This is a genomic window from Photorhabdus akhurstii (assembly GCF_018448925.1).
GTDB classification, from domain to species: domain Bacteria; phylum Pseudomonadota; class Gammaproteobacteria; order Enterobacterales; family Enterobacteriaceae; genus Photorhabdus; species Photorhabdus akhurstii.
The window spans coordinates 85,895-111,355 of sequence record NZ_RCWE01000009.1; the positions used below are offsets into that span (position 1 = coordinate 85,895).

At 39.0% G+C, this 25,461-nt stretch carries 17 protein-coding genes and 1 pseudogene; 4 read left to right on the forward strand and 14 right to left on the reverse strand.

The window, feature by feature from the left end; genetic code table 11:
* Positions 1-2 precede the first annotated feature (2 nt).
* Genes EAE93_RS12265 through EAE93_RS12285 form a run of 5 tightly spaced genes read right to left on the reverse strand, consistent with a single transcriptional unit; the run spans position 3 to position 5,722 of the window.
* The gene (locus tag EAE93_RS12265) at positions 3-947 is read right to left on the reverse strand and encodes a sugar kinase (RefSeq protein WP_214039769.1); all 945 of its coding nucleotides are present in this window, start codon (positions 945-947) and stop codon (positions 3-5) included.
* Positions 944-2,368, reverse strand: coding sequence for a glucuronate isomerase (uxaC, locus tag EAE93_RS12270; RefSeq protein WP_214039770.1), 1,425 nt, complete (start codon positions 2,366-2,368; stop codon positions 944-946). The genes EAE93_RS12265 and uxaC overlap by 4 nt, the downstream gene beginning before the upstream one ends.
* Before the next feature lie 21 nt (positions 2,369-2,389).
* Positions 2,390-3,847 carry a fructuronate reductase gene (locus EAE93_RS12275; RefSeq protein ID WP_214039771.1) on the reverse strand — a complete coding sequence of 486 codons (1,458 nt, stop codon included), beginning with the start codon at positions 3,845-3,847 and terminating at the stop codon, positions 2,390-2,392.
* 39 nt (positions 3,848-3,886) lie between these two features.
* Positions 3,887-5,188, reverse strand: coding sequence for a TRAP transporter large permease (locus EAE93_RS12280; protein WP_105396369.1), 1,302 nt, complete (start codon positions 5,186-5,188; stop codon positions 3,887-3,889).
* Positions 5,189-5,215: 27 nt separating this feature from the next.
* Positions 5,216-5,722, reverse strand: coding sequence for a TRAP transporter small permease (locus EAE93_RS12285; RefSeq protein WP_214039772.1), 507 nt, complete (start codon positions 5,720-5,722; stop codon positions 5,216-5,218).
* Between the two features lie 296 nt (positions 5,723-6,018).
* On the opposite strand from EAE93_RS12285, the gene EAE93_RS12290 reads away from it, so the two are divergent.
* The 3 genes from EAE93_RS12290 to uxuA all read left to right on the forward strand — a co-directional run bounded on the left by EAE93_RS12290 (position 6,019) and on the right by uxuA (position 9,085).
* The gene (locus tag EAE93_RS12290) at positions 6,019-6,999 is read left to right on the forward strand and encodes a TRAP transporter substrate-binding protein (RefSeq protein WP_214039773.1); all 981 of its coding nucleotides are present in this window, start codon (positions 6,019-6,021) and stop codon (positions 6,997-6,999) included.
* 117 nt (positions 7,000-7,116) lie between these two features.
* Entirely contained in the window at positions 7,117-7,860 is a 744-nt protein-coding gene (locus EAE93_RS12295) for an FCD domain-containing protein (protein WP_036812695.1), read from the forward strand.
* Positions 7,861-7,897: 37 nt separating this feature from the next.
* Positions 7,898-9,085, forward strand: coding sequence for a mannonate dehydratase (gene uxuA / locus EAE93_RS12300; RefSeq protein WP_040153665.1), 1,188 nt, complete (start codon positions 7,898-7,900; stop codon positions 9,083-9,085).
* 217 nt (positions 9,086-9,302) lie between these two features.
* On the opposite strand, the gene EAE93_RS12305 is transcribed toward uxuA, so the two are convergent.
* From EAE93_RS12305 to EAE93_RS12345, 9 genes are all read right to left on the reverse strand, one after another.
* The gene (locus EAE93_RS12305) at positions 9,303-9,473 is read right to left on the reverse strand and encodes a hypothetical protein (RefSeq protein WP_157297590.1); all 171 of its coding nucleotides are present in this window, start codon (positions 9,471-9,473) and stop codon (positions 9,303-9,305) included.
* The gene (locus EAE93_RS12310; RefSeq protein ID WP_214039774.1) at positions 9,470-10,969 is read right to left on the reverse strand and encodes an anti-phage dCTP deaminase; all 1,500 of its coding nucleotides are present in this window, start codon (positions 10,967-10,969) and stop codon (positions 9,470-9,472) included. The genes EAE93_RS12305 and EAE93_RS12310 overlap by 4 nt, the downstream gene beginning before the upstream one ends.
* A gap of 485 nt (positions 10,970-11,454) precedes the next feature.
* On the reverse strand, positions 11,455-13,044 hold the full coding sequence (locus tag EAE93_RS12315) for a serine hydrolase domain-containing protein (protein WP_214039775.1): 1,590 nt from the start codon (positions 13,042-13,044) through the stop codon (positions 11,455-11,457).
* 144 nt (positions 13,045-13,188) lie between these two features.
* Positions 13,189-14,784 (reverse strand): serine hydrolase domain-containing protein, encoded by a 1,596-nt coding sequence (locus EAE93_RS12320; protein WP_044467188.1) that lies wholly within the window; start codon positions 14,782-14,784, stop codon positions 13,189-13,191.
* A 306-nt stretch (positions 14,785-15,090) separates the two neighbouring features.
* Positions 15,091-16,686 (reverse strand): serine hydrolase domain-containing protein, encoded by a 1,596-nt coding sequence (locus tag EAE93_RS12325; protein WP_214039776.1) that lies wholly within the window; start codon positions 16,684-16,686, stop codon positions 15,091-15,093.
* 308 nt (positions 16,687-16,994) lie between these two features.
* Positions 16,995-18,587 (reverse strand): serine hydrolase domain-containing protein, encoded by a 1,593-nt coding sequence (locus EAE93_RS12330; RefSeq protein WP_181148307.1) that lies wholly within the window; start codon positions 18,585-18,587, stop codon positions 16,995-16,997.
* Between the two features lie 305 nt (positions 18,588-18,892).
* A complete protein-coding gene (locus EAE93_RS12335) occupies positions 18,893-20,482 on the reverse strand; it encodes a serine hydrolase domain-containing protein (protein WP_214039777.1) in 1,590 nt (529 codons plus the stop codon).
* A 439-nt stretch (positions 20,483-20,921) separates the two neighbouring features.
* Positions 20,922-22,514: a serine hydrolase domain-containing protein gene (locus EAE93_RS12340; RefSeq protein WP_214039778.1), complete on the reverse strand. Its 1,593-nt coding sequence runs from the start codon at positions 22,512-22,514 to the stop codon at positions 20,922-20,924.
* 365 nt (positions 22,515-22,879) lie between these two features.
* Entirely contained in the window at positions 22,880-24,472 is a 1,593-nt protein-coding gene (locus EAE93_RS12345) for a serine hydrolase domain-containing protein (RefSeq protein ID WP_044467051.1), read from the reverse strand.
* A 155-nt stretch (positions 24,473-24,627) separates the two neighbouring features.
* On the opposite strand from EAE93_RS12345, the pseudogene EAE93_RS12350 reads away from it, so the two are divergent.
* A pseudogene (locus tag EAE93_RS12350) lies at positions 24,628-25,397 on the forward strand (transposase).
* Positions 25,398-25,461 lie beyond the last annotated feature (64 nt).

Consider the following 25,461-nt stretch of genomic DNA (forward strand, 5'->3'; position numbering starts at 1 on the left):
TGTTAAAAGAAACTGTCAGTCACTGCTTGAGTTGCACTAATTGGAATAATCGCCCCTTTATGCTGAATAACGGTACCAGCCAGACGATGCCCCATGATTGCCGCTTGTTGTATCGGGCAATCTGTCAGAAATCCTGCCAGAAACCCGGCATTAAAGGCGTCTCCCGCCGCCGTGGTATCGACTACGTTAACAACCGGCGCCGTTGGGATCAGCTCAATCGGAGTATCCTGTACCAAATGCTGATAATAACAACCGGCAGCACCCGCTTTAATCACGGCTTCTTTAACGCCTGCTTGTTTAAGGCGAGTCATGGTTGCTGTAACCGATTTATCGCCCCACAGCTTGCATTCATCGTCATCGGTCACCAGTGCCAGTGAGGTAAAGGAGAGTAATTTCTGATAACAAACTTGGGTTTGTGCCACACTTTCCCACAATGCCGGACGATAATTACTGTCGAAAACAATGGTTTTTCCTTGCGCAGCCAGTTCAGCCAACAAGTTCAGTAACTTTTCTCGATCATCGGCAGGCAAGATAGCCAGGCTGATACCACTGAGATAAATGACATCCATCTGCTGCAACGCTTGAATAACCGAAGAGAAATCAGGATGGCGCACCATATAACGGGCAGCGGAATCATTGCGCCAGTACAAAAAGGTGCGTTCTCCCTGTTCATCAAGTTGAATCAAATACAATCCCGGCTGATGAGCCGGATCACGCAAAACCAGATGGGTATGAATACCTTCGTCCTGCCAACGTTTAATCATTCCTTTACTGAGGGAATCCATCCCCAACGCAGTCACAAAATGAACATCAATCTTCTGTCGGCTTGCACGGGCTAAATAAACCGCACTATTCAAGACATCACCACCAAAAGCCTGATGCATGGTAGCGAAAGGGGCGCCGTTGAGTTCAATCATACATTCACCAAGGAATGCAATCTGCTTCATGGATTTTCCCCCGGCAAGGCAAAATAACGGCGGGCGTTATTAAAGCAAATATCCTCAACCATCTGCCCTAACATTGCTTTGTTGTTAGGAATTTCGCCCTTTTCTGCCCACTGACCTAACAAATTACACAGAATGCGACGAAAATATTCATGCCGTGTGTATGAAAGAAAGCTGCGAGAATCGGTCAACATCCCAACAAATTGACTTAGCAGCCCAAGTTGGGAAAGTTGTTCAAGCTGACGCAACATGCCATCTTTCTGATCATTGAACCACCAGCCCGAACCAAACTGAACTTTACCGGCGATACCGCCACCTTGAAAGTTACCGGCCATCGTAGCAATCACTTCGTTATCTCGTGGGTTCAGACAGTAAAGAATCGTTTTCGGCAACTCATCCGTCACATCCATGCTATCCAGCAGGCGAGATAACGGCCAAGCGATATTGTTATCCCCAATGGAATCAAAGCCGCTATCCGCGCCAATTAAGCGGAACATCCGGCTATTATTGTTGCGAATCGCGCCGATATGCATTTGCATCACCCAACCACGGGCGGCATATTGTCGGCCAAGCCATACCAGAATCGCCGTGGTGTACTGCGCAATTTCAAGATCAGAGAGAGTGCCCCCAGTCAACCGTTTTTGCAGGATGCCATTTAATACCGTTTCATCAGGAATCGGAGCATAGCGCAGATTTTCTATACCGTGATCAGCCGCCCGGCAGCCATGAGTAGCAAAATGCTCAAGGCGACGCTCCAACGCGTTCAACACATCAGCAAAAGCAGTGATCGATACATCAGCTACAGCCTCAAGCTGTTTGATATAGTCAACGAAACCCACCAACTCAATTTTAAATACCCGATCAGGACGCCAGCTTGGTAATACTTCGATATCGAAACTCTCATCTATCGCAATTTGACGGTGATATTGCAGAGAATCTACCGGATCATCCGTGGTTCCCACCATACGTACATTCATTTGCTGCATAATGCCACGAACTGAAAATTCCGGTGTTGCCAGCTTTTCGTTGCATTGATGCCAGATTTCATCAGCGGTTTGCGGCCCGAACAATTTCCCGGTAATACCAAATGGACGACGTAATTCCAGATGTGTCCAGTGATAAAGCGGATTGCCTAAGGTCAACGGTACTGTTTTTGCCCATGCCTGATATTTTCCATAATCACGGGCTTGCTTACCTGTGATCAACGATTCATCAATACCCGCACAGCGCATAGCCCGCCATTTATAGTGATCACCCTCTAACCAAATCTGACCAAGGTTATCAAACCGGCGATTTTCAGCAATTTCACGCGGATTAAGATGACAATGATAATCATAAATCGGCATATCGGCGGCATGCTCATGATATAGCTGATGGGCAGTTTCATTGTTCAGCAGAAAATCATCACCCATAAAATTTTTCATATCTTTTTCCTGTCAGCCAAATCAAAGTGTCGCCACAGCGTGGCAGGCGCCGCGCTCCAATAATAGCTGGTAAGCTTCGGTAACTACGCGAACAAAATGCGGATCGGCTGACAATGGATTGCCAAAAATCGCCAACAATGCAGGCACCACATCAACAGACAACCCATATTGCTGGTAAATGGGTTTAAATTGGTCAACCAACGGATCGCGCACATCAATCAATTTGCCTTGTTCATCTTTACCGCTGATATAACGCATCCAGCCAGCGATACCCAATGCCAAGTGACGGTAATCACTGCTATTTGCCAGATGATAAGCCACAGAATCAAACATGCGTTGTGGCAGTTTCTGGCTACCATCCATTGCTATCTGCCAGGTTTGGTGCTTAAGGTTAGGGTTACTAAAACGCTCAATTAGCCGGTGAGCATATTGAAAAAGATCGGTTCCTGTCGGCATTGTCAGAGTTGGCGCCTGCTCTTTCAGCATCAGATCCAAAGCGGCTTGCCGGTAATCGGGGTTCGCCATTGCGTCCGCAATATGCGTATATCCTGCCAAATAGCCCAGATAAGCTAGAAATGAATGGCTACCGTTTAGCATGCGTAATTTCATGGTTTCAAAAGGCACCACATCTTTAACGAATTGGGCGCCTGCCACATCCCAGTTTGGGCGACCATTGGCAAAGTTATCCTCAATCACCCACTGACGGAAAGGTTCACAAGTGATTGCACAGGGATCGTATACCCCCAACTGTTCAGCTATCTCTTCCAACGATTCTGGCGTAGCCGCAGGAACAATACGGTCAACCATTGTGCATGGAAAAGTCACATTCAGTTCAATCCATTGGGCTAACTTCTCATCACGTAAACGGGCAAAACCCACCACCGCTTCACGGGCAACTTTGCCATTTTCTCTGACATTATCGCAGGACATCACCGTCAATGGCGGCAAGTTACGTTCATAACGCAGACGGATCGCCTCGACAATATAACCAATAGCCGATGTTGGTTCGGTTGGGTTAGCCAAATCCTGTTGAATTAATACATTATTCACATCCAGCTTGCCGCTGGCTGCATCGATACAATACCCTTTTTCGGTAATCGTCAGAGAAATAATCACCACTTGCGGCTGCGCTATCGTTTCCAAAATACCTTGCTGACCCACAAACTCAGGATGCAAAGCATCAATCATAGAGCCGATAATTTTTAGCTCGGTTTTCTCCGCCCCTTTTTCCGCAATGGTACACAAGCAATCCTGCTGTTTAAGTTGCTGAATCAACTTATGACCGGAGAATAAACTAACTTCACAAATTCCCCAGTCACTGCCCGTTTTTTCCAACATATGGTGAGTAAAAACCGCTTGATGCGCCCGATGAAAAGCGCCACATCCCAAATGAACAATACGAGTAACCAATTTTTGGCGATCATAAGAAGGGAGAGGAACAACAGAATCAATTTTGCAATTAGCAATATTACGGAGCATAAAATAGTTCCTTTCTATTGACGCAGATTACTTAAATGCTTAGTAATTCAGTAACATCTGAGGCAGCCACAAGCTCAGTTGCGGTATAAAAGTCACCAACATCAACGCGATAACCAAAGCGCAATACATGGGTACCAAAGGTTTCAATACCTTATTAATGCTGACATCACCGATGGAACAACCCACAAACAGCGCACTCCCTACCGGCGGCGTACAAATACCAATAGCCAGGTTGAAGGTCATAATGATACCGAAATGTACCGGATCAACCCCCATATTCTGCGCTACCGGCAGGAAAATCGGCGTAAAAATCAGAATCGCCGGAGTCATATCCATAAAAGTTCCGACCAGCAACAGAATGATATTAATGACCAGCAGAATAACCAGTGGATTCTCAGAAACCGCCATTAGCGCATCAGCGATCAAATAGGGCAGATCCGCATTCGCCATTGCCCAAGACATTCCCATCGATGCACCAATCAGCAACAAAACAATGGAGGTAGTCACCGCAGAATCGAGAATGATTTTTGGTAGTTTGGCGATACTGACTTCACGGTAAATCAATACTGCTAATACAAAGCTGTATAACACGGCAATCGCCGAGGCTTCTGTGGCGGTAAAAATACCGGCAATGATCCCTCCCATAATGACCACAACCAGCATCAGGGAAGGCAATGCGCGAACCAATGTGGTGAAAAACTCGTTCCATGTCGGCTTGGGTGATACCGGATAACCTCGGCGTTTGGCAATAATTGCCGCCACAATCATCAAGGATACGCCCATCAAAATGCCGGGAATATAACCCGCCAAAAACAGTGCGGCAATTGATGTGCCGCCAGAAACCAGTGAGTAAACAATCAAAGTGTTACTTGGCGGGATCAACAAACCCGCAGGGCAGGAAGCAATGTTTACCGCAGCGGAGTATTCCGGCTCGTAACCCTCTTTTTTCTGCATTGGCGCCATCGTTCCGCCGACCGCCGCAGCCGATGCCACCGCTGAGCCTGAAATCGCGCCGAAAAACATATTCGCCATAATATTGACGTGCACCAGAGAGCCGGGCAAACGGCCGCCCATAACTTTTGCCAGATTAATCAGGCGGGCGGCGATTCCCCCCTGATTCATAATATTTCCCGCCAGAATAAAGAATGGAATAGCCAGTAAAGAGAAATTATCAACACCTACTGCCATACGTTGAGCAACCACCGTAATCGCCGCCTCCATTGGCAACGTCATCATAATTGCCAGTAATGATGACAGACCAATCGCAAAGGATACCGGTACGCCCAGTGCCAACAACACAGCAAAACTACCGAACAACGCTAAAACCACTTGCCAATCCATAAGCTCATCCTCTTCCGCCTGGTGACTTTATTGATTTTCAGAAACAACCGTGTCTTTACCTGAAAAATTCTGAATAAGCTCAACAATGTCTACCAGCACATAGCAAATCATCAGAACACCACTAATTGGCAGACATAAATAGACATATCCCATCGGTAGCCCTAGCGCGGGCGTAATTTGTCCGGTTTTAAGAGTTGAGATCACCAATATCGATCCGCCATATACCAACACGATCGAAGCAAACAGCGCGATCGCGGCCTGGATCACCAAACCCACACTATTTTTGCCTATTCCCTTAAGTTTCATCGTTAACAGGTCGATAGCTAAATGGCGATGCTGACCTGTGGTATACGCCGCGCCAATCATGGCAACCCACATAAACAGATAACGAGCGAGCTCATCAGTTACCGTACTCGGCGCACCAAACACATAGCGGGAAACCACCTGCCATGTGACACAAAACACCAAAAAAACGGAAAGGCTGACGGTAAAAAATGCCAAACCTTTATTGATGCAATACACAAGGTTTTTCACGGGGCTTTATCCTTATTGGCCTCAATGTATGCCCTATTTGATTGACCAAATGGACAAACTGTCTGACCAAAATCAGTAAAGGAAGCTTTACGTTGCTTGGATTATAAGATCCAGGTCAAAAAAACATCCAGTGAGCGGGATCACAAACTGACTGGTTCACCCATTGTGCCGATTATTTTGTGATATTGGTCAACCAAATTGCTTTTACTTTTTGACGAAATCCGAAGTGATGCTTATGGTTTGACCGTCAGTTCAGTTGTGCCCGTAACCTATTTACAACAATTGGAGAACGAATAATGAGCAATGCTAAGCGTATTTTATCTACTGTAATCGGAGCGATATTTGCCTTAGGCGCGTCACAAGTTATGGCAGTAACAACATTAAAACTCAGCCATAACCACAACCGCGACCATGCAGTACACAAGGCAATGACTCAGTTTGCTGATGAAGTTCGCCAAAAAACGAATGGTGATGTTCGTATTCGGATCTATCCAGACGCACAATTGGGTAATCAACGGGAATCGATGGAACTGATGCAAAATGGCGCACTGGATTTAGTCAAATCCAATGCCGCAGAACTGGAAGCTTTCTCGCCCGCTTATTCTGCTTTTAACTTACCTTATCTGTTCCGTGATAAAGTCCATTACGAAAAAATTAAAAACGGCGAGATTGGCAAAGAGATTCTGGCATCCAGCAAAAACCGCGGCTTTATTGGCATAACCTACTATGAAGCCGACGCTCGCAGCTTCTACGCCAAAAAACCGATCCGCACGCCTGATGATCTAAAAGGTATGAAAATTCGGGTTCAGCCTAGCCCAACCGCCATTTCAATGGTGAAAAACTTAGGCGGTAATCCAACACCATTGGCTTACGGCGAGCTGTATACTGCTCTACAACAGGGTGTCGTAGATGCCGCAGAAAATAATATTCCCTCTTTTAGTCTGAGCCGTCACAGTGAAGTTGCCAGATACTTCTCACTGGATAAACATACGATGGTGCCAGATGTCCTTGTTATTTCTACTAAATCGCTAAATAAGCTGTCATCAGAACAACAAAAAATCCTCATAAATGCGGCAACCCACTCTTCGGAATATATGACCAAATTATGGGAAAAATCAGAAGAGAAAGAGCGCCAGAATGCAGAGAAAATTGGGGTCCAGTTCGTCGATGTGGATCAAAAATCGTTTGAAGAAGCGGTCAAACCTATGTATGACGATATTAAGAAAAGCGATCCAATGCTTTACCGTATGGTAGAACGTATCCGCGCAGTCAGATAATCATTGGCGAAGGCCAAATGGCCTTCGCCTTTAAACGGCATTTTTGGTTGACCAATTTCCATTTCTGACTATTATCTACACAATAGCATCGATAATCATGACAACAATAGCGACACCATGAAGCACTTATTTGAGCCAAAACGTCCTTATCAAGAAGTCGGCATCACATTAAGAGAGATGATTGCCAACCAGAAATATCGTATTGGGGATCGCCTACCGCCGGAGCGAGAACTTGCTGAATTATTAGGGGTTTCCAGAACGGTTGTGCGTGAAGCATTAATTATGCTCGAACTCGAAAACCTTATTGAAGTCCGCAAAGGTTCCGGAATCTATATTATTAACCGTTCTCACCTGCCAACTTCTTCTTCATGCTCAGTTAACGCAGCGGGACCTTTTGAACTATTACAAGCTCGCCAATTACTGGAAAGTAATATTGCCGAATTTGCCGCCATGCAAGTGACACCAAATAACATTGCTAATATGCGTCGAGCATTGCAAAAAGAATCCGAAGATTTGGCCTCCGGTGAAGATGAATCCGGTGACAGAGAGTTCCATCTGGCGATTGCGGAAGCCACCCATAACAGTATGTTAGTTGAGCTGCTTAAGCAATCTTGGGCATGGCGGGAAAATAATCCTATGTGGCAGAAACTGCACACGCGAATTACCGATAAAGATTATCGTAAAGAGTGGCTGCACGACCATCAGATCATTTTATCCGCCATGATCAAGAAAGATCCGGCGGCAGCTAAACAAGCAATGTGGCAACATTTAGAGAATGTGAAATTACGTTTACTGGAATTGTCTGATGTTGACGATCCCTATTTCGACGGTTATCTCTTTAATTCATATCCCTGTAAATAAGTTTTTATTCTAGCGTTTGTATATAAGGTAGATAACAATGGAACAAACCTGGCGTTGGTTCGGCCCAAATGATCCTGTTTCTTTAGATGATATTCGTCAGGCTGGTGCAACCGGCATCGTTACCGCATTACACCATATGCCTAACGGATACGTTTGGAACAAAGACGAAATCTTGGCCCGTAAAGCCCTTATCGAAAATAAGGGGCTTATCTGGTCAGTTGTTGAAAGCGTGCCTGTCCATGAAGAGATTAAAACTCAGACCGGTCACTATCAACAATGGATTAATAACTACAAAACTTCACTGAAAAATTTAGCAGAATGTGGCATCGATACCGTTTGCTATAACTTTATGCCTGTATTGGATTGGACACGCACCGATCTGGAATACTCACTCCCTGATGGTTCCAAAGCCTTACGTTTTGATCAAATTGCCTTTGCCGCATTTGAAATCTATATTCTCAAACGTCCAAATGCAGAAGCTGATTACACCGTCGAAGAACAAGCTCAGGCAAAAGTCTATTACGACAACATGTCTGCTGCTGATATTAGGAAACTCACCACTAATATTATTGCCGGTCTGCCGGGGGCCGAAGAGGGATATACGTTAGCAGAATTTCAGGCGCAATTAGATCGCTACAAAGATATTACCCGCGATAAGCTGCGTGAACATTTGGCTTATTTTCTACACCAGATTGTTCCTGTTTGTGAGGAATATAATTTACGTCTGGCAATTCACCCGGATGATCCGCCCCGCCCTATTCTGGGCTTACCACGTATCATTTCCACCATTGAAGATATTGAATGGCTGACCACCATTGAACCAAGCCCAGTTAACGGCATTACCATGTGCACCGGCTCCTACGGTGTTCGTGGTGATAATGATTTGGTTGAAATGATTAAATGTTATGGCAACCGAATCTATTTTACTCACCTGCGCTCCACCCAACGGGAAGAGAACAGCAAAACTTTCCATGAAGCCTCTCATTTAGCAGGTGATGTGGATATGTATAACGTAGTGATGGAAATCCTGCGTGAAGAATATCGCCGTAAACAAGCTGGAGATAACCGTTTGATACCTATGCGTCCTGATCACGGCCATCAAATAATTGATGACCTAAGAAAACAGACTAATCCCGGTTATTCCTGCATTGGCCGATTAAAAGGTTTGGCAGAAATTCGTGGTCTGGAATTAGGTTTAAGACGAGCGTTTTTTGAAAATAAATAATGAATTTAAGTTATTCACTATATTTACTAGTAACCCTAAAAAGGGTTACTTTATTTAGATGAAGCCACGTTAAAGCAATTGACTACAACTTTATATACAAGCTCAATTTAAGCTAAAATTTTAATTTATTATTTTAGTTGATTTATTAATATATAAATTGGAGGTGAAAACATAAAATTTTTATCGGGCTTTTTATTTTCCAATAAATAATAATAGGTTATGCCAACTTATTTTCAGCCTCACCTGTCGTATAATCCTTAGATTTATTTTCACCAGATGTCTGTAGGTTACGATAGGCTCTCAATCCACCTTTCTTCCAATCTGGCCATTGTTCAACTATTTTACTCGCTTCACTTAAATAAGCCAAAAACTCCTCTCTCTTAGTCATTTCTTTAACTCCTTTATTAAGTTATCTACGTTAGCTGCTGATTCGGTTTCTTTTTCTATATAAGATAATGATAACATCTTCATTCTCAGCCTTCCATCCTTTCTATGCCATCTAATAATTTTTCCATTCTTATTTTTTCTTTTTATTTTATATCCTATCCCCAGATTTATTGAAAATAAATTAAAAAAACAGCGAGGTCCAACACCCACAAATGGTTCAAAAATTACTTTATTATCATAAGACTCTTCTTCAAATGTCGAAATAGAGTCAGGGTGAAAATCAAAAGCTTTACTTTTAGGATAAGGCTCAATATATACGACCCGCCGTATGCCACTAGCGACAATATGTTTTGCACAGTTATGGCAAGGAAATGTAGTACAATATAGTATCCCATTATGAGTGCTAATGTTACTTCTTGCACATGCCAAGATAGCTTCCATCTCAGCATGTACAACCCTACCATATTCGGTAATATCCTTTATCTTGCTATTTAGGAGACATCCTCTAAACTTTTCTTTTTGTTCCTCTTCAATATCTCCAAGTATATCTTCAATAATTAATCCTTTCTCTTTAGCATTTGAATCTTCACCTATCTTATAATCTCTACCATTTTCAACATCTTCAATTGAATCTCCTACATAATCAGGCCAATATAATCCTCCGCCAAATCGTGGCACATCATTAGCTCCAGTTGAGATTATGTTTTTATCTTTCGTTAACACAGCACCAACCTGACGGGAAAGATCTCCTGATCGCAAAGAAGCAGAAAAAGCCATAAACATAGCGTATTCATCAAAGGTTGGTGTGACATATGGGTTACCAAAAATAAGATCTAATATTCTCCATATATTATTATCGGTCTTATTTTTATTTCCATCATAATTTATAAAGAAATCTGATAACTCATAAGTATCTCGAGTACGCTGTCCCCACTTATTCCCTTCATTGGAATCACGATTAATCAATTCTCTAGCTTTTACTTCATCAATACATTTATCAACGATAAGATTTCTTAATCTCTGAGATTCACTCGTATATACACCTATCAAGAAAAACCCATTTGCATAAATCTCCCTTAATGCATTGACTTCATCCGGGTGTTTGAGGGAATGTATAATATACGCCCTCCTAATAGATGGTATTGATGAAAAATTCTTTTTTTTCCTTCTTTTATTTATTTCTGCCACAGCAGCTAATGCCAATATAGAATTATCCTTGCTAGTCTCTCGTAAATAATTACCTTCTGACATTAAACAACTTATCCTCTCATAATTATTCTTTGTTGAGGGAATATCTCTTAATACCGAGATGATTTCAGAAGATATTCTTATCTCCTGTACATCATACCTGAACGCATTAAGTTTCTGTGTTATAGAGTCTTTAATTATTTCCAAATCCGTTCCTACAGCACCAACTAACCCAATAACGACCTCAGAATCAAAATCACAAAGCATCTGATTATTCTCAGATAGATATGTTTTATTTATATTAATCATGTTAAATATTTCTGCCTATTATCGTTTTACTCTACTTAAAATAGCCATTAATTATATTTATAAAAAATGGATAATAACATTCAAACAAATATAATTTCGCAGCTAAATATAGATTTTTTATTTACTATACCCTGTACATTACGATTTAAACTATTCTTCTAACACCAAGTTAGGAAAGATTAATTAACACTACATAATTTACCCTTTTTCGTAAATTCACCTCCATTCTATTATAATAAAGACTAAATTATATCTCCAATTAGAGGGAAGAGGTATCCCTGACGTATCAAAGACGATGAGAATATAAACCAAAAACAATCCATGAAGCAATTAAAATATAAAAATGTGTCGGACAGGCAGAACATAATCAAAATAGTTCTGCCTGAAAATAAATAGATTAGATAGAAAATATCTTTATGCTCTCAATCGAACCTCTTCATCCTACAAAAAACATCGTTCTTAGTTCATATTTACATCCCTATCAATTAAACCGGGACAAACTCTATCTTCCAACAACGTGAATCATTGACATAAAGACGAGGTTTATTTGTGTCATGATTTAATTCGAAATCAATAATAAGTTGAGTACTGGTAGATAAATAACTATTCTCATAAGCCCATCGTAAGACCTCTTTTTTTCCAGGCAAGACAATCGCATCAATATAAAGATCATGACCGGATGCTTCAATATTGACAATTGATTCCGTTTCGTTATTATAATAGCGACCTGATAATCGATGAATATCAATATCACCTTTACCAGTCATCTTCTTCAAATAGAAAACATTGTCATTTTCATCAATCTGTTCCAGTGCGATAACACTGTTATTTTCAATGATCGGTCTGAACCGGATTTCTCCACCCTTCTCTTGGAATGTTCCATCGGCGTTAAAGATAATCGGATTACCTTTCTCGAATAAATTACCTAATAAATAGCAATCTTCCTTGGTAATAATATAGGGATAGGGATCAGCCCCCTTGAACATACCGGTAATATCAATATTACTGGTTAGGCAATGCTCTGACTCAATCATACCAGTGTTAAATAATACATTGAGACATTGATTAGTAAACTCAACACTATTAATACCTGTTGCAGCAGTAATCACAATACCTAATTTAGCATCAGGTAAAACACAAACATCAGCTTTAAAACCACCATAGGCGCCATCGTGCCGTATTATCTTTTGCCCTTCACGTTGGCTGATCATCAAACCGTAAGCATAATTGTTGCGATTGCCATTGGCTAAATTTGGCATACGAGATAAATGAGGCAACATATCCCGAACAATCGATGGTGAATAAAATGCTTTCATCCAGCGGCATAAATCACTCACTGTAGAACGCAGCCCCGCACTACCTATAGTTGAATCGTTGTGATCATATCTTATCCATTGATTTGAATCTTCGTTATAGACATAACCTATCGCCCGATCAGAGATAATCTCAGTAACATCATCATAGAAAGAGGTATTATTCATCTTTAATGGAATAAAGATATTCTCTTTCGCATATTCTCTTAACGATTTACCCGAAACCACTTTGATGATTTCTGCCAACAAATTATAGCCTGTATTGCTATAGCGAAAATATTCCCCGGGCGTAAAATTAAGATTTTGTTGCCGTTGGATCAGTTTTCTCAATAAATCTATACTGCGGTGGTCAAAATCTGAATTTTTACCGGCAAAGCCATAAGGAACATATTTATCCCGTAGCCCACTGGTATGATGAATAAGATGCTCAATGGTAATACCAGAGAAATGTTTCGGGAAATAATCCACATATTTTTCAACTTTATCCTTGACGTTAATCTTTCCTTCTTTCTCCAACAAGGCTATACAAAAAGCGGTGAATTGTTTCGAAACACTCGCCATATAGAATTTCGTATTTGGGGTTATGGCAACAGCATGTTCAATGCTGGCTTGCCCGATATATCGCTTATAAATGGTTTCATCTCCGTGGGTAACAGCAACTGCGAGGGCACCGCCATTTTTCTTATTTTCAATATTAACCAATTCGTCTATTTTCTTGAGAAGCAACTTAATTTTATTTTTAGATATAGTAGATTCCATCATTAACTCCCTTATTTAAGGTTATATAAAAATAACATATATACAGTATGATAAGGCAGAATAATAATATGGAAATTCTGCCTAATATAATTCAATCAATTCTACCGGAAAAACACTATTCTCAACTCGTGTTCACAACACTATCAATTAAACTGGGACGAATTCTATATTCCAGCAACGACCATTACTGAGATAAAGATAAGGTTCATTCGTGTCAGAGTTTAATTCAAAATCAATAATAATCTCTGTGCTAGGAGAAAAATAACTGTTCCCATAAACCCGATGTAAGACCTCTTTTCTTTCAGGAGAAATAATGGCATCGATATAAAGCTCATCTTCAGAAGCTGTAACAGTGAGCACAGATTCTGTTTCGTGGTTATAATAATATCCTAATAGTAGCTGAATATCGGTACCACCATCATCAATCATCTTATCTAGATAAAAAACATTGCCATTTTCATTAATCTGCTCCAATGCAATAATACTGTCATTTTCAATGATAGGTCTGAACCGAATTTTCCCATCCACCTCTTGGAATGTTCCATCAGAATTAAAGATAATCGGGTTGCCTTTCTCGAATAAATTACCTAATAAATAGCAATCTTCTTTGGTAATAATATAAGGATAAGGTTGTATTCCTTTGAATATACCCGTAATATCAATATCATCAGTCCGACAAGGCTGTTTTTCTAGTTTAGTACCATTGGGATTAAACAATACGTCAAAACATTGTCGAACAAGCTTAGAGACATTAGTATTCATTGCAGAAGTAACAGCAATACCTAATTCAGCATCAGGCAAAATACAAACTTCTGATCTGAAGCCACCATAACCACCATCATGTCGTATTATCTTTTGCCCTTCACGTTGGCTGATCGCAAAACCGTAAGCATAATTGTTACGATTGCCATTAGTTAAATCTGGCGTACGAGATAATTGAGGCAATAGATCCTGAACAATCGATGGCGAATAAAACGCTCTCATCCAGCGACACAAATCATTCACTGTAGAATATAGCCCCGAACCTCCTACCGCCGCATCATTGAGATCTTCTCTTATCCATCGGTTCGAGTCCTCGTTATAGGAGTACCCCATTGCCCGGTCAAAAATAATCTCGGTAACATCATCATAGAAAAAGGTATCTTTCATCTTTAATGGGACGAAAACATTTTCTTCTGCATATTCTCTCAGCGACTGGCCTGAAACTACTCTGACTATTTCCGCCATTAAATTATAACCCGTGTTGCTATAGAGATAATATTCTCCAGGCGTAAAATTAAGCGCTTGTTGTCGTTGCGTCAGTTTTCTCACCAAATCAATATGACGATGGTCAAAGGCTGAATTTTTACCTGCCAGGCTATAAAGTAAAAATTGATCACGTAATCCACTGGTATGGTGAATAAGATGTTCAATGGTAATATCAGAGAATTCTGCGGGGAAATAATCCAAATATTGTCCAACTTTATCCTTAACGCAAAGCTTTCCTTCTTTCTCCAACAAAGCAATGCAAAAAGCCGTGAATTGTTTTGAAACGCTCGCCAAATAGAATTTAGTATTAGGTTTCACAGCAACAGCATGTCCAATGTTAGCCTTTCCGATATGGCGCTGATAAATTGTTTTATTACCGTGAGTAACAGCAACAGCGAATGCGCCTCCCTTTTTTTTATTTTCAATATTAACCAGTTCGTCTATTTTTTTGATAAAAGAGTTAATATTATTTGCAGATATCGTTGATTCCATCATGAATTTCCTTATTTAAGGTTATAAGACAGGACATATATATTCAACCTAATAGCAATACATATATGGGCAGTACTATAAGACGTAAACAGGAAACATCCAAGTGATAATGACTATCATTTAATATATGAATGGCAATATAAAGTAACTACGGAAGCTGATGTTTTCAAAAAACAGACAGAACATAAATATAATAGTTCTGCCTGGAACAAAATGCATCTAATGGAAAATATCTTTAGGCCCTCAACAGCATTAATTACACCCTGTTATAACAATACCATTCTTCATTCTGATTTATCACTTTAAAAATTAAACTGCAACAAATTCTACCCTCCAGCAACCCCAGTCATTGATATAAAGGTGAGGCTTATTCATATCAGAGTCCAATTCAAAATCGATAACAAATTCAGTACTCGGGGAGAAATAACTATTACCGTAAATCCGCCGTAAAACCTCTTTGTTCTCAGGATAAGTAACCCCATCAATATAAATTTCATCTCCAGAAGCAGAAATAGTCACCGTTGCTTCTATTTCATGACTATAATAATTCCCTGACAATCTCTTAATATCGATAATATCGTCATCAGTCATCTTGTTAAAATAAAAAACATTGCCATTTTCATCAATCTGTTCCAATGCGATAACACTATTATTTTCAATGATAGGTTTGAATCGGGTTTTACTTCCCTGCTGTTGGAATGAACCATCAGAGTTAAAAGTAATCGGCTCGCCTTTTCCAAATAAACTACCCAATAAATAGCAATCCTCCTTGGTGATAATATAAGGATAAGGCGTTGCCCCTCGGAAAATTCCTGTGATATCGATATCACAGGTTAGACAATGTGGTTTTTCCGGTTCAATTATATTCGTGTTAAACAACACATCAAGACACTGTTCAATCCATTGAATGACATTAATATTTGTTGCAGAGGTAATAGCGATACCTAATTTAGCGTCAGGCAAAATACAAATATCAGATTTGAAACCAGCATAGGAACCATCATGCTGTATTATTTTTTGCCCTTCTCGTTGGCTGATAATCAAGCCGTAAGCATAATTATTGTGATTGCCATTAGTTAAATCTGGTGTACGAGATAATTGAGGCAACAGCTCCTGAACAATCGATGGTGAATAAAATGCTCTGATCCAACGACACAAATCATTCACCGTAGAATAAAGCCCTGTGCCACCTACTACGGAACCATTGAGATCATATCTTGCCCACCGGTTCGGTTCCTTGTTATAAGTGTAACCCATCGCCCGATCAAAAATAATCTCTGTGACATCATCATAGAAAGCAGTATCTTTCATCTTTAACGGAGCGAAAATATTTTCTTCTGTATATTCTCTCAATGATTTACCTGAAACCACACTGACTATTTCAGCCAGCAAATAATAGCCAGTATTGCTATAAGCATAATATTCGCCAGGTGTAAAATTAAGTGCTCGTTGCCGCTGAGTCAGCTTTCTTATCAAATCAATATTATGGTAATCAAAACGCGAGTTTTTACCTGCCAGACGATAAAGTAAAGATTCATCACGTAATCCACTGGTATGATGAATAAGATGTTCAATAGTAATATCAGAGAATTCTACCGGGAAATAATCCAGATATTGCCCGACTTTATCCTTGACGCTGAGCTTTCCTTCTTTCTCTAATAAGGCTATGCAAAAAGCGGTGAATTGTTTTGAAACACTCGCTAAATAGAATTTAGTATTAGGTTTTGCAGCCACAGCATGTTCAATATTAGCCTTTCCGATATGGCGCTGATAAATCGTTTTATTACCGTGGGTCACAGCAATAGCAAGAGCGCCACCCTTTTTCTTATTTTCAATATCAACCAATTCATCTATTTTCTTGAGGAGCAACTTAACTTTATCTGTAGGTATAGTAGATTCCATCATGAACTTCCTTATTTTAAAATTATAAAACAGAACATATATACGATCTGATAGCAATATCATATACAAGTAATTACTGTAAGACGTAAATAGCAAATCATCCAAGTGATAATCATCATCATTTAATATATGAATGGCAATATAAAGTAACTACAGAAGCTGATATTTTCAAAAAACAGACAGAACATAAATATAATAGTTCTGCCTGGAATAAAATGCATCTAATGGAAAATATCTTTAGACCTTCAATAGCATTAATTACACCCTGTTATAACAATGCCATTCTTCATTCTGATTTATCACTTTGAAAATTAAACTGCAACGAATTCTATCCTCCAACAACGTGAAGTACTGGTATAGAGATGAGGTTTATTGGTATCAGGATCTAATTTAAAATCAATAATCAGTTCAGTACTGGGCGAGAAATAACTATTCCCATAAATTCGCCGTAAGACTTCCTTTTTACCAATATAAACAACTCCATCAATATAAATCCCATCGCCAGAAACGGAAACAGTCATCGTTGCTTCTGTTTCATGATTATAATAACGCCCTGACAATCGCTGAATATCGACACCACCCTCATCAATCATTTTTTTAAAATAAAAAACATTGCCATTTTCATCAATTTGTTCTAATGCAATAACACTATCATTTTCAATAATTGGCCTGAACCGGATTTTACCACCTTTCTCTTGGAATGTACCGTCAGAGTTAAAGGTAATCGGGTTGCCTTTTTCGAATAAATTACCCAACAAATAAGTCTCTTCCTTGGTAATAATATAAGGATAAGGCTCTGCCCCTCGGAAAATACCGGTAATATCGATATCACTAGTTAGGCAATACGGTTCTTCTGGCTTAATATCGATGTTAAACAAGATATCAATATTCTGCTCCACCCATGCAGAAACATCAACACCTGTTGCAGCGGTAATCGCGATACCTAATTTAGTATCCGGTAAAATACAAACATGGGATTTGAAACCAGTATAGGAACCACCGTGTTGTATTATCTTTTGCCCTTCTCGTTGGCTGATAATAAAACCGTAAGCATAATTATTACGATTACCATTAGTCAAATCTGGTGTACGGGATAATTGAGGCAGCAGATCCTGAACAATCGATGGTGAATAAAATGCTCTCATCCAACGACACAAATCATTTACCGTAGAATGAAGCCCTGAACCACCGACTACCACATCGTTGAGATCATCTCTTACCCACCGGTGCAACTCCTCGTTATAAGCGTAACCCATCGCTCGATCAGGAATAATCTCAGTTATGTCATCATAGAAAAAAGTATCTTTCATCTTTAATGGGGCAAAAACATTTTCTTCCGCATATTCTCTTAACGATTTACCTGAAACCACTCTAACTATTTCTGCTAGCAAATTATAGCCCGTATTACTATAGAGATAGTATTCGCCAGGCGTATAATTAAGCGCTTTTTGCCGTTGAGTGAGTTTTCTCACCAAATCAATATGACGGTGGTCAAAGTCTGAATTTTTACCTGCCAACTCATAAAGCCCAAATTCATCCCGTAACCCGCTGGTATGGTGAATAAGATGTTCAATGGTAATGTCAGAGAATTCGGCAGGGAAATAATCCAAATATTGTCCAACTTTATCCTTGACGCAAAGCTTCCCTGCTTTTTCCAACAATGCGATACAAAAAGCGGCGAATTGTTTTGAAACACTAGCTAAATAGAATTTAGTATTAGGTTTTACTGCAACAGCATGTTCAATGCTAACTTGTCCGATATGACGCTGATAAATGGTTTTATTGCCGAGGGTAACAGCAACGGCGAGGGCTCCACCCTTTTTTTTATTCTCAATATTAACCAGTTCGTCTATTTTCTTGAGAAACAACTTAATCTTATCTGTAGATATAGTAACTTCCATCATTAACTTCCTTATTTAAGGTTATAAAACAGAACATATATATTCAATCTAATAGCAATACATATGTAGGCAGTACTGTAAAACGTAAATAGGAAACATCCAAGTGATAATGATTATCATTTAATATATGGTGGGCAATATAAAGTGACTACCGGAGATGATGTTTAAAAAAACAGACAGAACATAAATATAATAGTTCTGCCTGGAGTAAAATGCATCTAATAGAAAATATCTTTAGTCCCTCAATAGCATTAATTCCATTCTGCTATAACCATGTCGTTCTTCATTCTAATTTATCACTTTATAAATTAAACTGTGATAAATTCTATCTTCCAACAACGTGAATTGCTGACATAGAGATGAGGTTTATTAGTATTAGGATCTAATTCAAAATCAATAATCAGTTCAGTGCTGGGAGAAAAATAACTATTCCCGTAAATCCGACGTAAGACTTCCTTTTTACCAGGATAGACAACTCCATCAATATAAATCCCATTGCCAGAAGCGGAAACAATCATCGTTGCTTCTGTTTCACCGTTATAATAACGTCCTGATAATTGCTGAATATCGACACCACCTTCATCAACCCTCTTTTCAAGATAAAAAACATTGCCATTTTCATTAATCTGTTCCAATGCGATAACACGGTCATTTTTAATGATAGGTCTGAATCGGATTTTACCCCCTTCCTCTTGGAATGTACCGTCAGAGTTAAAAGTAATCGGATTGCCTTTTTCGAATACATTACCCAATAAATAGCAATCCTCCTTGGTAATAATATAAGGATAAGGTTCTTCCCCTCGAAAAATACCGGTGATATCGATATCACTGGTTAAGCAATGCGGTTTTTCCAGTTCAATATGGGTGTTAAACAATATATCAATATTCTGCTCCACCCATGCAGAAACATTAACACCTGTTGCAGTGGTAATTGCGATACCTAATTTAGCATCCGGTAAAATATAAATGTGAGACCTGAAGCCAGCATAAGCACCACCATGTTGTATTATCTTTTGTCCTTCGCGTTGACTGATAATCAAACCGTAAGCATAATTATTGCGATTGCCATTGGTTAAATCTGGTGTCCGGGATAATTGAGGCAACAGATCCTGAACAATCGATGGTGAATAAAATGCTCTAATCCAACGACACAAGTCATTCACCGTGGAGTGAACCCCGCCGCCACCCACAGCAGAATTGTTGATATCATCTCTTACCCACTGGTGCAGCTTCTCGTTATAAACACAACCCATAGCTCGATCAGAAATAATCTCGGTTATGTCATCATAGAAAAAGGTATCTTTCATCTTTAATGGGACGAAAATATTTTCTTCCGCATATTTCCTCAACGATTTACCTGAAATTACTCTGACTATTTCCGCCAGTAAACTATAGCCCGTGTTGCTATAGAGATAATACTCCCCAGACATGAAATTAAGTGCCTGTTGCCGTTGGACCAGTTTTCTCACCAAATTAATATGGCGGTGATCAAAGTCTGAATTTTTACCTGCCAGGTGATAAAGTAAAAATTCATCCCGTAACCCACTGGTATGGTGAATAAGATGTTCAATGGTAATGTCAGAGAATTCTGCGGGGAAATAATCCAAATATTGTCCGACTTTATCCTTGACGCTGAGCTTTCCTTCTTTCTCCAATAAAGCTATGCAAAAAGCGGTGAATTGTTTTGAAACACTTGCTAAATAGAATTTAGTATTAGGTTTTATCGCTACAGCATGTTCAATGCTAGCTTGCCCGATATGACGCTGATAAATGGTTTTATTACCGTGGGTAACAGCAATGGCAAGAGCGCCACCTCTTTTTTTATTTTCAACATTAACTAATTCGTCTATTTTCTTGAGAAACAACTTAATCTTATCTGTAGATATAGTGAACTCCATTATTAATTTCCTCATTTCATTTAAGGGTATAAAACAGAACATATATATTCAATCTAATAGCAATACATATGCGGGCAGTACTGTAAAATGTAAACAGGAAACATCCAAGCGATAATGATTATCATTTAATATATGAGGGACAATATAAAGTAACTACCGAAGCTGATATTTACAGAAAACAGACAGAACATAAATATAATAGTTCTGTCTGGAACAAAGTGCATCTAATAGAAAATATCTTTAATCTCTCAATAGCATTAATGCTATCCTGCTAGTGAAACTCTATTCTAAATTTATATTTATACCCGTCATCTTTCAAGTTGCCTCTTTGTTGGCTGCACTCACTCACCCCGGTAACATAGTTATCTATGCTCCCGGGGATTCGTTCCCTTGACGTCGCGATCCATCTTGAAATCCATAGGGTATATTAACTAGCCAATTAAACTGCAACAAATTCCAGATTCAAACAACGTGAATTACCAATATAAATACGATATTTATTTGTTTCAGGATCAAATTCAAAATCAATAACAGATTCAGTACTGGATGAGAAATAACTATTGCCATAAATATGTCGCAAAGCCTCTTTTTTTACAGGATGGATAATCCCATCAATATAAAGATCATCACCAGATGATATAATATTAATTATTGCCTCTGTTTCGTGACTATAATAGCGCCCTGATAATAACTTAATATCGACACTACTTTCATTGTTCATCTTTTTCAAATAAAAAACATTACCATTTTCATCAATATGCTCCAGTGCGATAACACTGTCATTTTCGATGACGGGTCTGAACTGAATTTTACTTCCTTGCTCCTGGAACGTACCGTCAGAGTTAAAAATAATCGGGTTACCTTTTTCGAATAAATCACCTAAAAAATAAACATCTTCTTTGGTAATAATATAAGGATAAGGTTCTATCCCTCGGAAAATACCGGTGATATCAATATCACTGGTTAGGCAATATGGTTTTTCCGGTTCAATATGGGTGTTAAACAAGATATCCATATACTTATCCGTCCATTGATCAACATCAGCATCAGTTGCAGAAGTCATCGCCATACCTAATTTAGCATCCGGTAAAATACAAATATTCGCTCGGAAGCCAGCAAAGGTACCATTATGTTGTATTATCCTTTGCCCTTCACGTTGTTCGATAATCAAACCGTAAGCATAATTGTTACGATTGCCATTGGTTAAATCTGGTGTACGGGATAATTGAGGCAGTAGATCCTGAACAATCGATGGCGAATAAAACGCTCTAGCCCAACGACATAAATCATTCACAGTGGAGTGAACCGCTGCACTACCCATCACAGAATTGTTGATATCGCTTCTTATCCACTGTTGCGAATTCTCATTATAAGTGTAACCCATCGCCCGATTAGAGATAATCTCGGTTATATCATCACAGATAATGGTATCTTTCATCTTTAATGGAGCGAAAATATTTTCTTCGGCATATTCTCTTAACGACTTACCTGAAACCACATTGATAATTTCCCCCAATAAATAATAGCCCGTATTGCTATAAATATAATATTCCCCAGCAGGGGCGTTAAATGTCTGTTGTCGTTGGACCAGTTTTTCCATCAAATCAGCATTGCAGTAGTCAAAACTTGAGTTTTTACCTACCAAACTATAAAGTAAAAATACATCCCGTAATCCACTGGTGTGATGAATAAGATGCTCAATAGTAATATCAGCGAAATGTTCGGGTAAATAATCCAAATATTGTCTGATTTTATCCTTAACGTTGAGCTTTCCTTCTTTCTCCAGCAAAGCTATGCAAAAAGCCGTGAATTGTTTTGAAGTACTCGCCAAATAGAATTTAGTATTAGGCTGTATAGCAACAGCATGTTCAATGCTAGCTTGCCCGATATGACGCTGATAAATTATCTTATCATCGTGGATAATAGCGACTGCGAGAGCTCCACCTTTTTTTTCATTTTCAATATTAACCAGCTCATCTATTTTATTGATAAACAACTGAATATTATCTTTAGATATCATCGATTCCATCATTAATTTCCCTATTTAAGGTTACAAAACAGAACATATATATACAACTTGATAGAAGTACATATATGGGCAGTACTGTAAGACGTAAACAAGAAATATCCAAGTAATAATGACTATCATTTAATGTGTGAATGACAATATAAAGTAACTGCGGACGAAAATTAAAATTATCTAAATTTTATAAACATTATTTTCTTTCAGAAATCATTTTGGATCTAATATTTACAAAAACAGGCAGAACATAAATATAACCGTTCTGCCTAGAATAAAGTGTATCTAATAGAAAATATCTCCAAGTTCTCACAATAGCATCAATCCTATCTTGCTAGCTAAATACTGCTCTAAATCTGTATTTACTAACGTGTCCATTAAACTGCAATGAATTCCAAATTCAAGCAACGCGAATTACTGACATAGAGGCGACATTTATTTTCATCAGGATAAAACTTAAAATCAATAATAAGATTAGTTCCTGTTGACAAATAACTATTCCCATAAATATGCCGTAAGACCTCTCCTTTCATAGGATGGATAATCCCATCAATATAAATATCTTTACCAGACAATATAATATTAATTATCGCCTCTGTTTCATAACTATAATATCGCCCTGACAATAGCTTAATATCGATACTACCCTCATCGTTCATTTTTTTAAAATAAAAAATATTACCATTTTCATCAATCTGTTTCAGTGCGATAACATTGTCATTTTCAATGATAGGCATGAATCGAGTTTTACCTCCTTGTTCTTGGAATGTACCATCAGAGTTAAAAGTAATCGGATTACCTTTATCAAATACATTACCTAAGAAATAAACATCTTCTTTGGTAATAATATAAGGATAAGATTCTATCCCACGGAAAATACCGGCGATATCAATATCACTGGTTAGATAATGCGACTTCTCTGACTCAACATCGGAGTTAAGCAATATATTAATATACCGATCCACCCATTTAGCAACATCAACACCTGTTGCAGTGGTAATCACGATACCTAATTCCGCATCCGGTAAAATACAAATAATTGCTCTGAAGCCAGCATAAGTACCACCGTGTTGTATTATCGTTTGCCCTGAACGTCGGTTGATAATCAAACCATAAGCATAATTATTACGATTACCATTGGTTAAATCTGGTGTACGGAATAATTGAGGCAACAGATCCTGAACAATCGATGGTGAATAAAATGCTCTCATCCAACGACACAAATCATTCACGGTGGAGTGAACCCCTGCACTACCCACCACAGCATTGTTGATATCGCTTCTTATCCACCGTTGTGAATCCTTATTATAAGCGTACCCCATCGCCCTGTCAGAGATAATCTCGGTTACATCATCGCAGATAAAGGTATTTTTCATCTTTAATGGGACGAAAACATTTTCTTCTACATATTTTTTCAACGACTGGCCTGAAACCAGGCTAACGATTTCCCCCAATAAATAATAGCCCGTGTTGCTATAAAGATAATATTCCCCAGACGGGACGTTAAGTGCCTGCTGTCGTTGGATCAGCTTTTTCAATAAGTCAGCATGGCAGTAGTCAAAATCTGAGTTTTTACCTGCCAGACCATAAAGTAAAAACATATCCCGCAACCCGCTGGTGTGGTGAATAAGATGTTCAATAGTAATATTAGAGAAATACGCGGGTAAATAATCCAAATATTGTCTAACTTTATCCTTGACGTTAATCTTTCCTTCTTTCTCCAGCAAAGCTATACAAAAAGCCGTGAATTGTTTTGAAACACTCGCTAAATAGAATTTAGTTTTAGGTTTTACAACCACAGCATGTTCAATGCTAGCTTTTCCGATATGACGCTGATAAATGATTTTATTGCCGTGGATAACCGCAACGGCGAGAGCGCCCCCCTTTTTTTTATTCTCAATATTAACTAATTCGTCTATTTTCTTGATAAAGAGTTTAATATTATCTGCGGATATTGTCAGTTTCATCATCAATCTCCTAATAAATAAACTTTCAAAATAGTAGATCGTTGGAAGGGAACTCAGTCCGATTTTTGCGATCTGATCAATTGCGAAAAATCCCAAACCCTAACACGGACTGAGTGATGTCTATCATAGTACCCATACCTTAAAATGAATGCCAGAAAATGAGAAAACTTATCCATAAAACCCGTGATAAAAATTATTCCCGTCGATTGACGGCATTATTGATGAACAATGAGGAGATTTATGGTGATTTATGTCTAAAAAAACATAACATTCAGCATGTTATTCCATTAATCGTTGGGTTGAGTGGTTTACATTATATGGACTCGAAGGACTCAAAAGTTTACCGGCTGGCCGACCTGCTGTCTGGGATCTTCCCCCTCTCTATAACCTGTTGCTTTGTTTATTACAGCAATCTCCCCAAGAGTTCGGCTATCTTTGCTCTCGCTGGAGCCTTGAGTTCATGACTCATACCCTTAATGAATGACTCAACCTCTCTCTGACACAAAATGTCCTCATCGTTACTTTGCTCAGGTGGGGATTGCCTGGCGCAGAGCGGTACAACAGTAAAACAACCCGATCCTGAATATGATGAAAAAATGGCAAAGATCACGGAAGCCAAAGCGAATATTTCAGAAAAACATCCCGTTTTTTATGAAGATAGGTAGATATTGATTTAAATCCGAAAATCGGCGCGGACTAACAGGACTGGCCGGCACGACATCCCAAATTTACCCTGTTGTTTTCACCCGTCTATTCACCGTGGCTAAATAAAATAGAACGGTTATGGCAATCGCTCCATGAGACAATAACGCGAAATTATTGTTGTCAATTTATGTAGCAGTTGCTTAATTATGTTGATGACTTTTTGGCATCGTTTTCATCACAGCAAAAGCCAGGAAGACAAAAAATGAGTGTAGCACTATTATAAAACCTTATTTATAAAACCTTATTTATAAAAAACAGACAGAACATAAATATAATAGTTCTGTCTG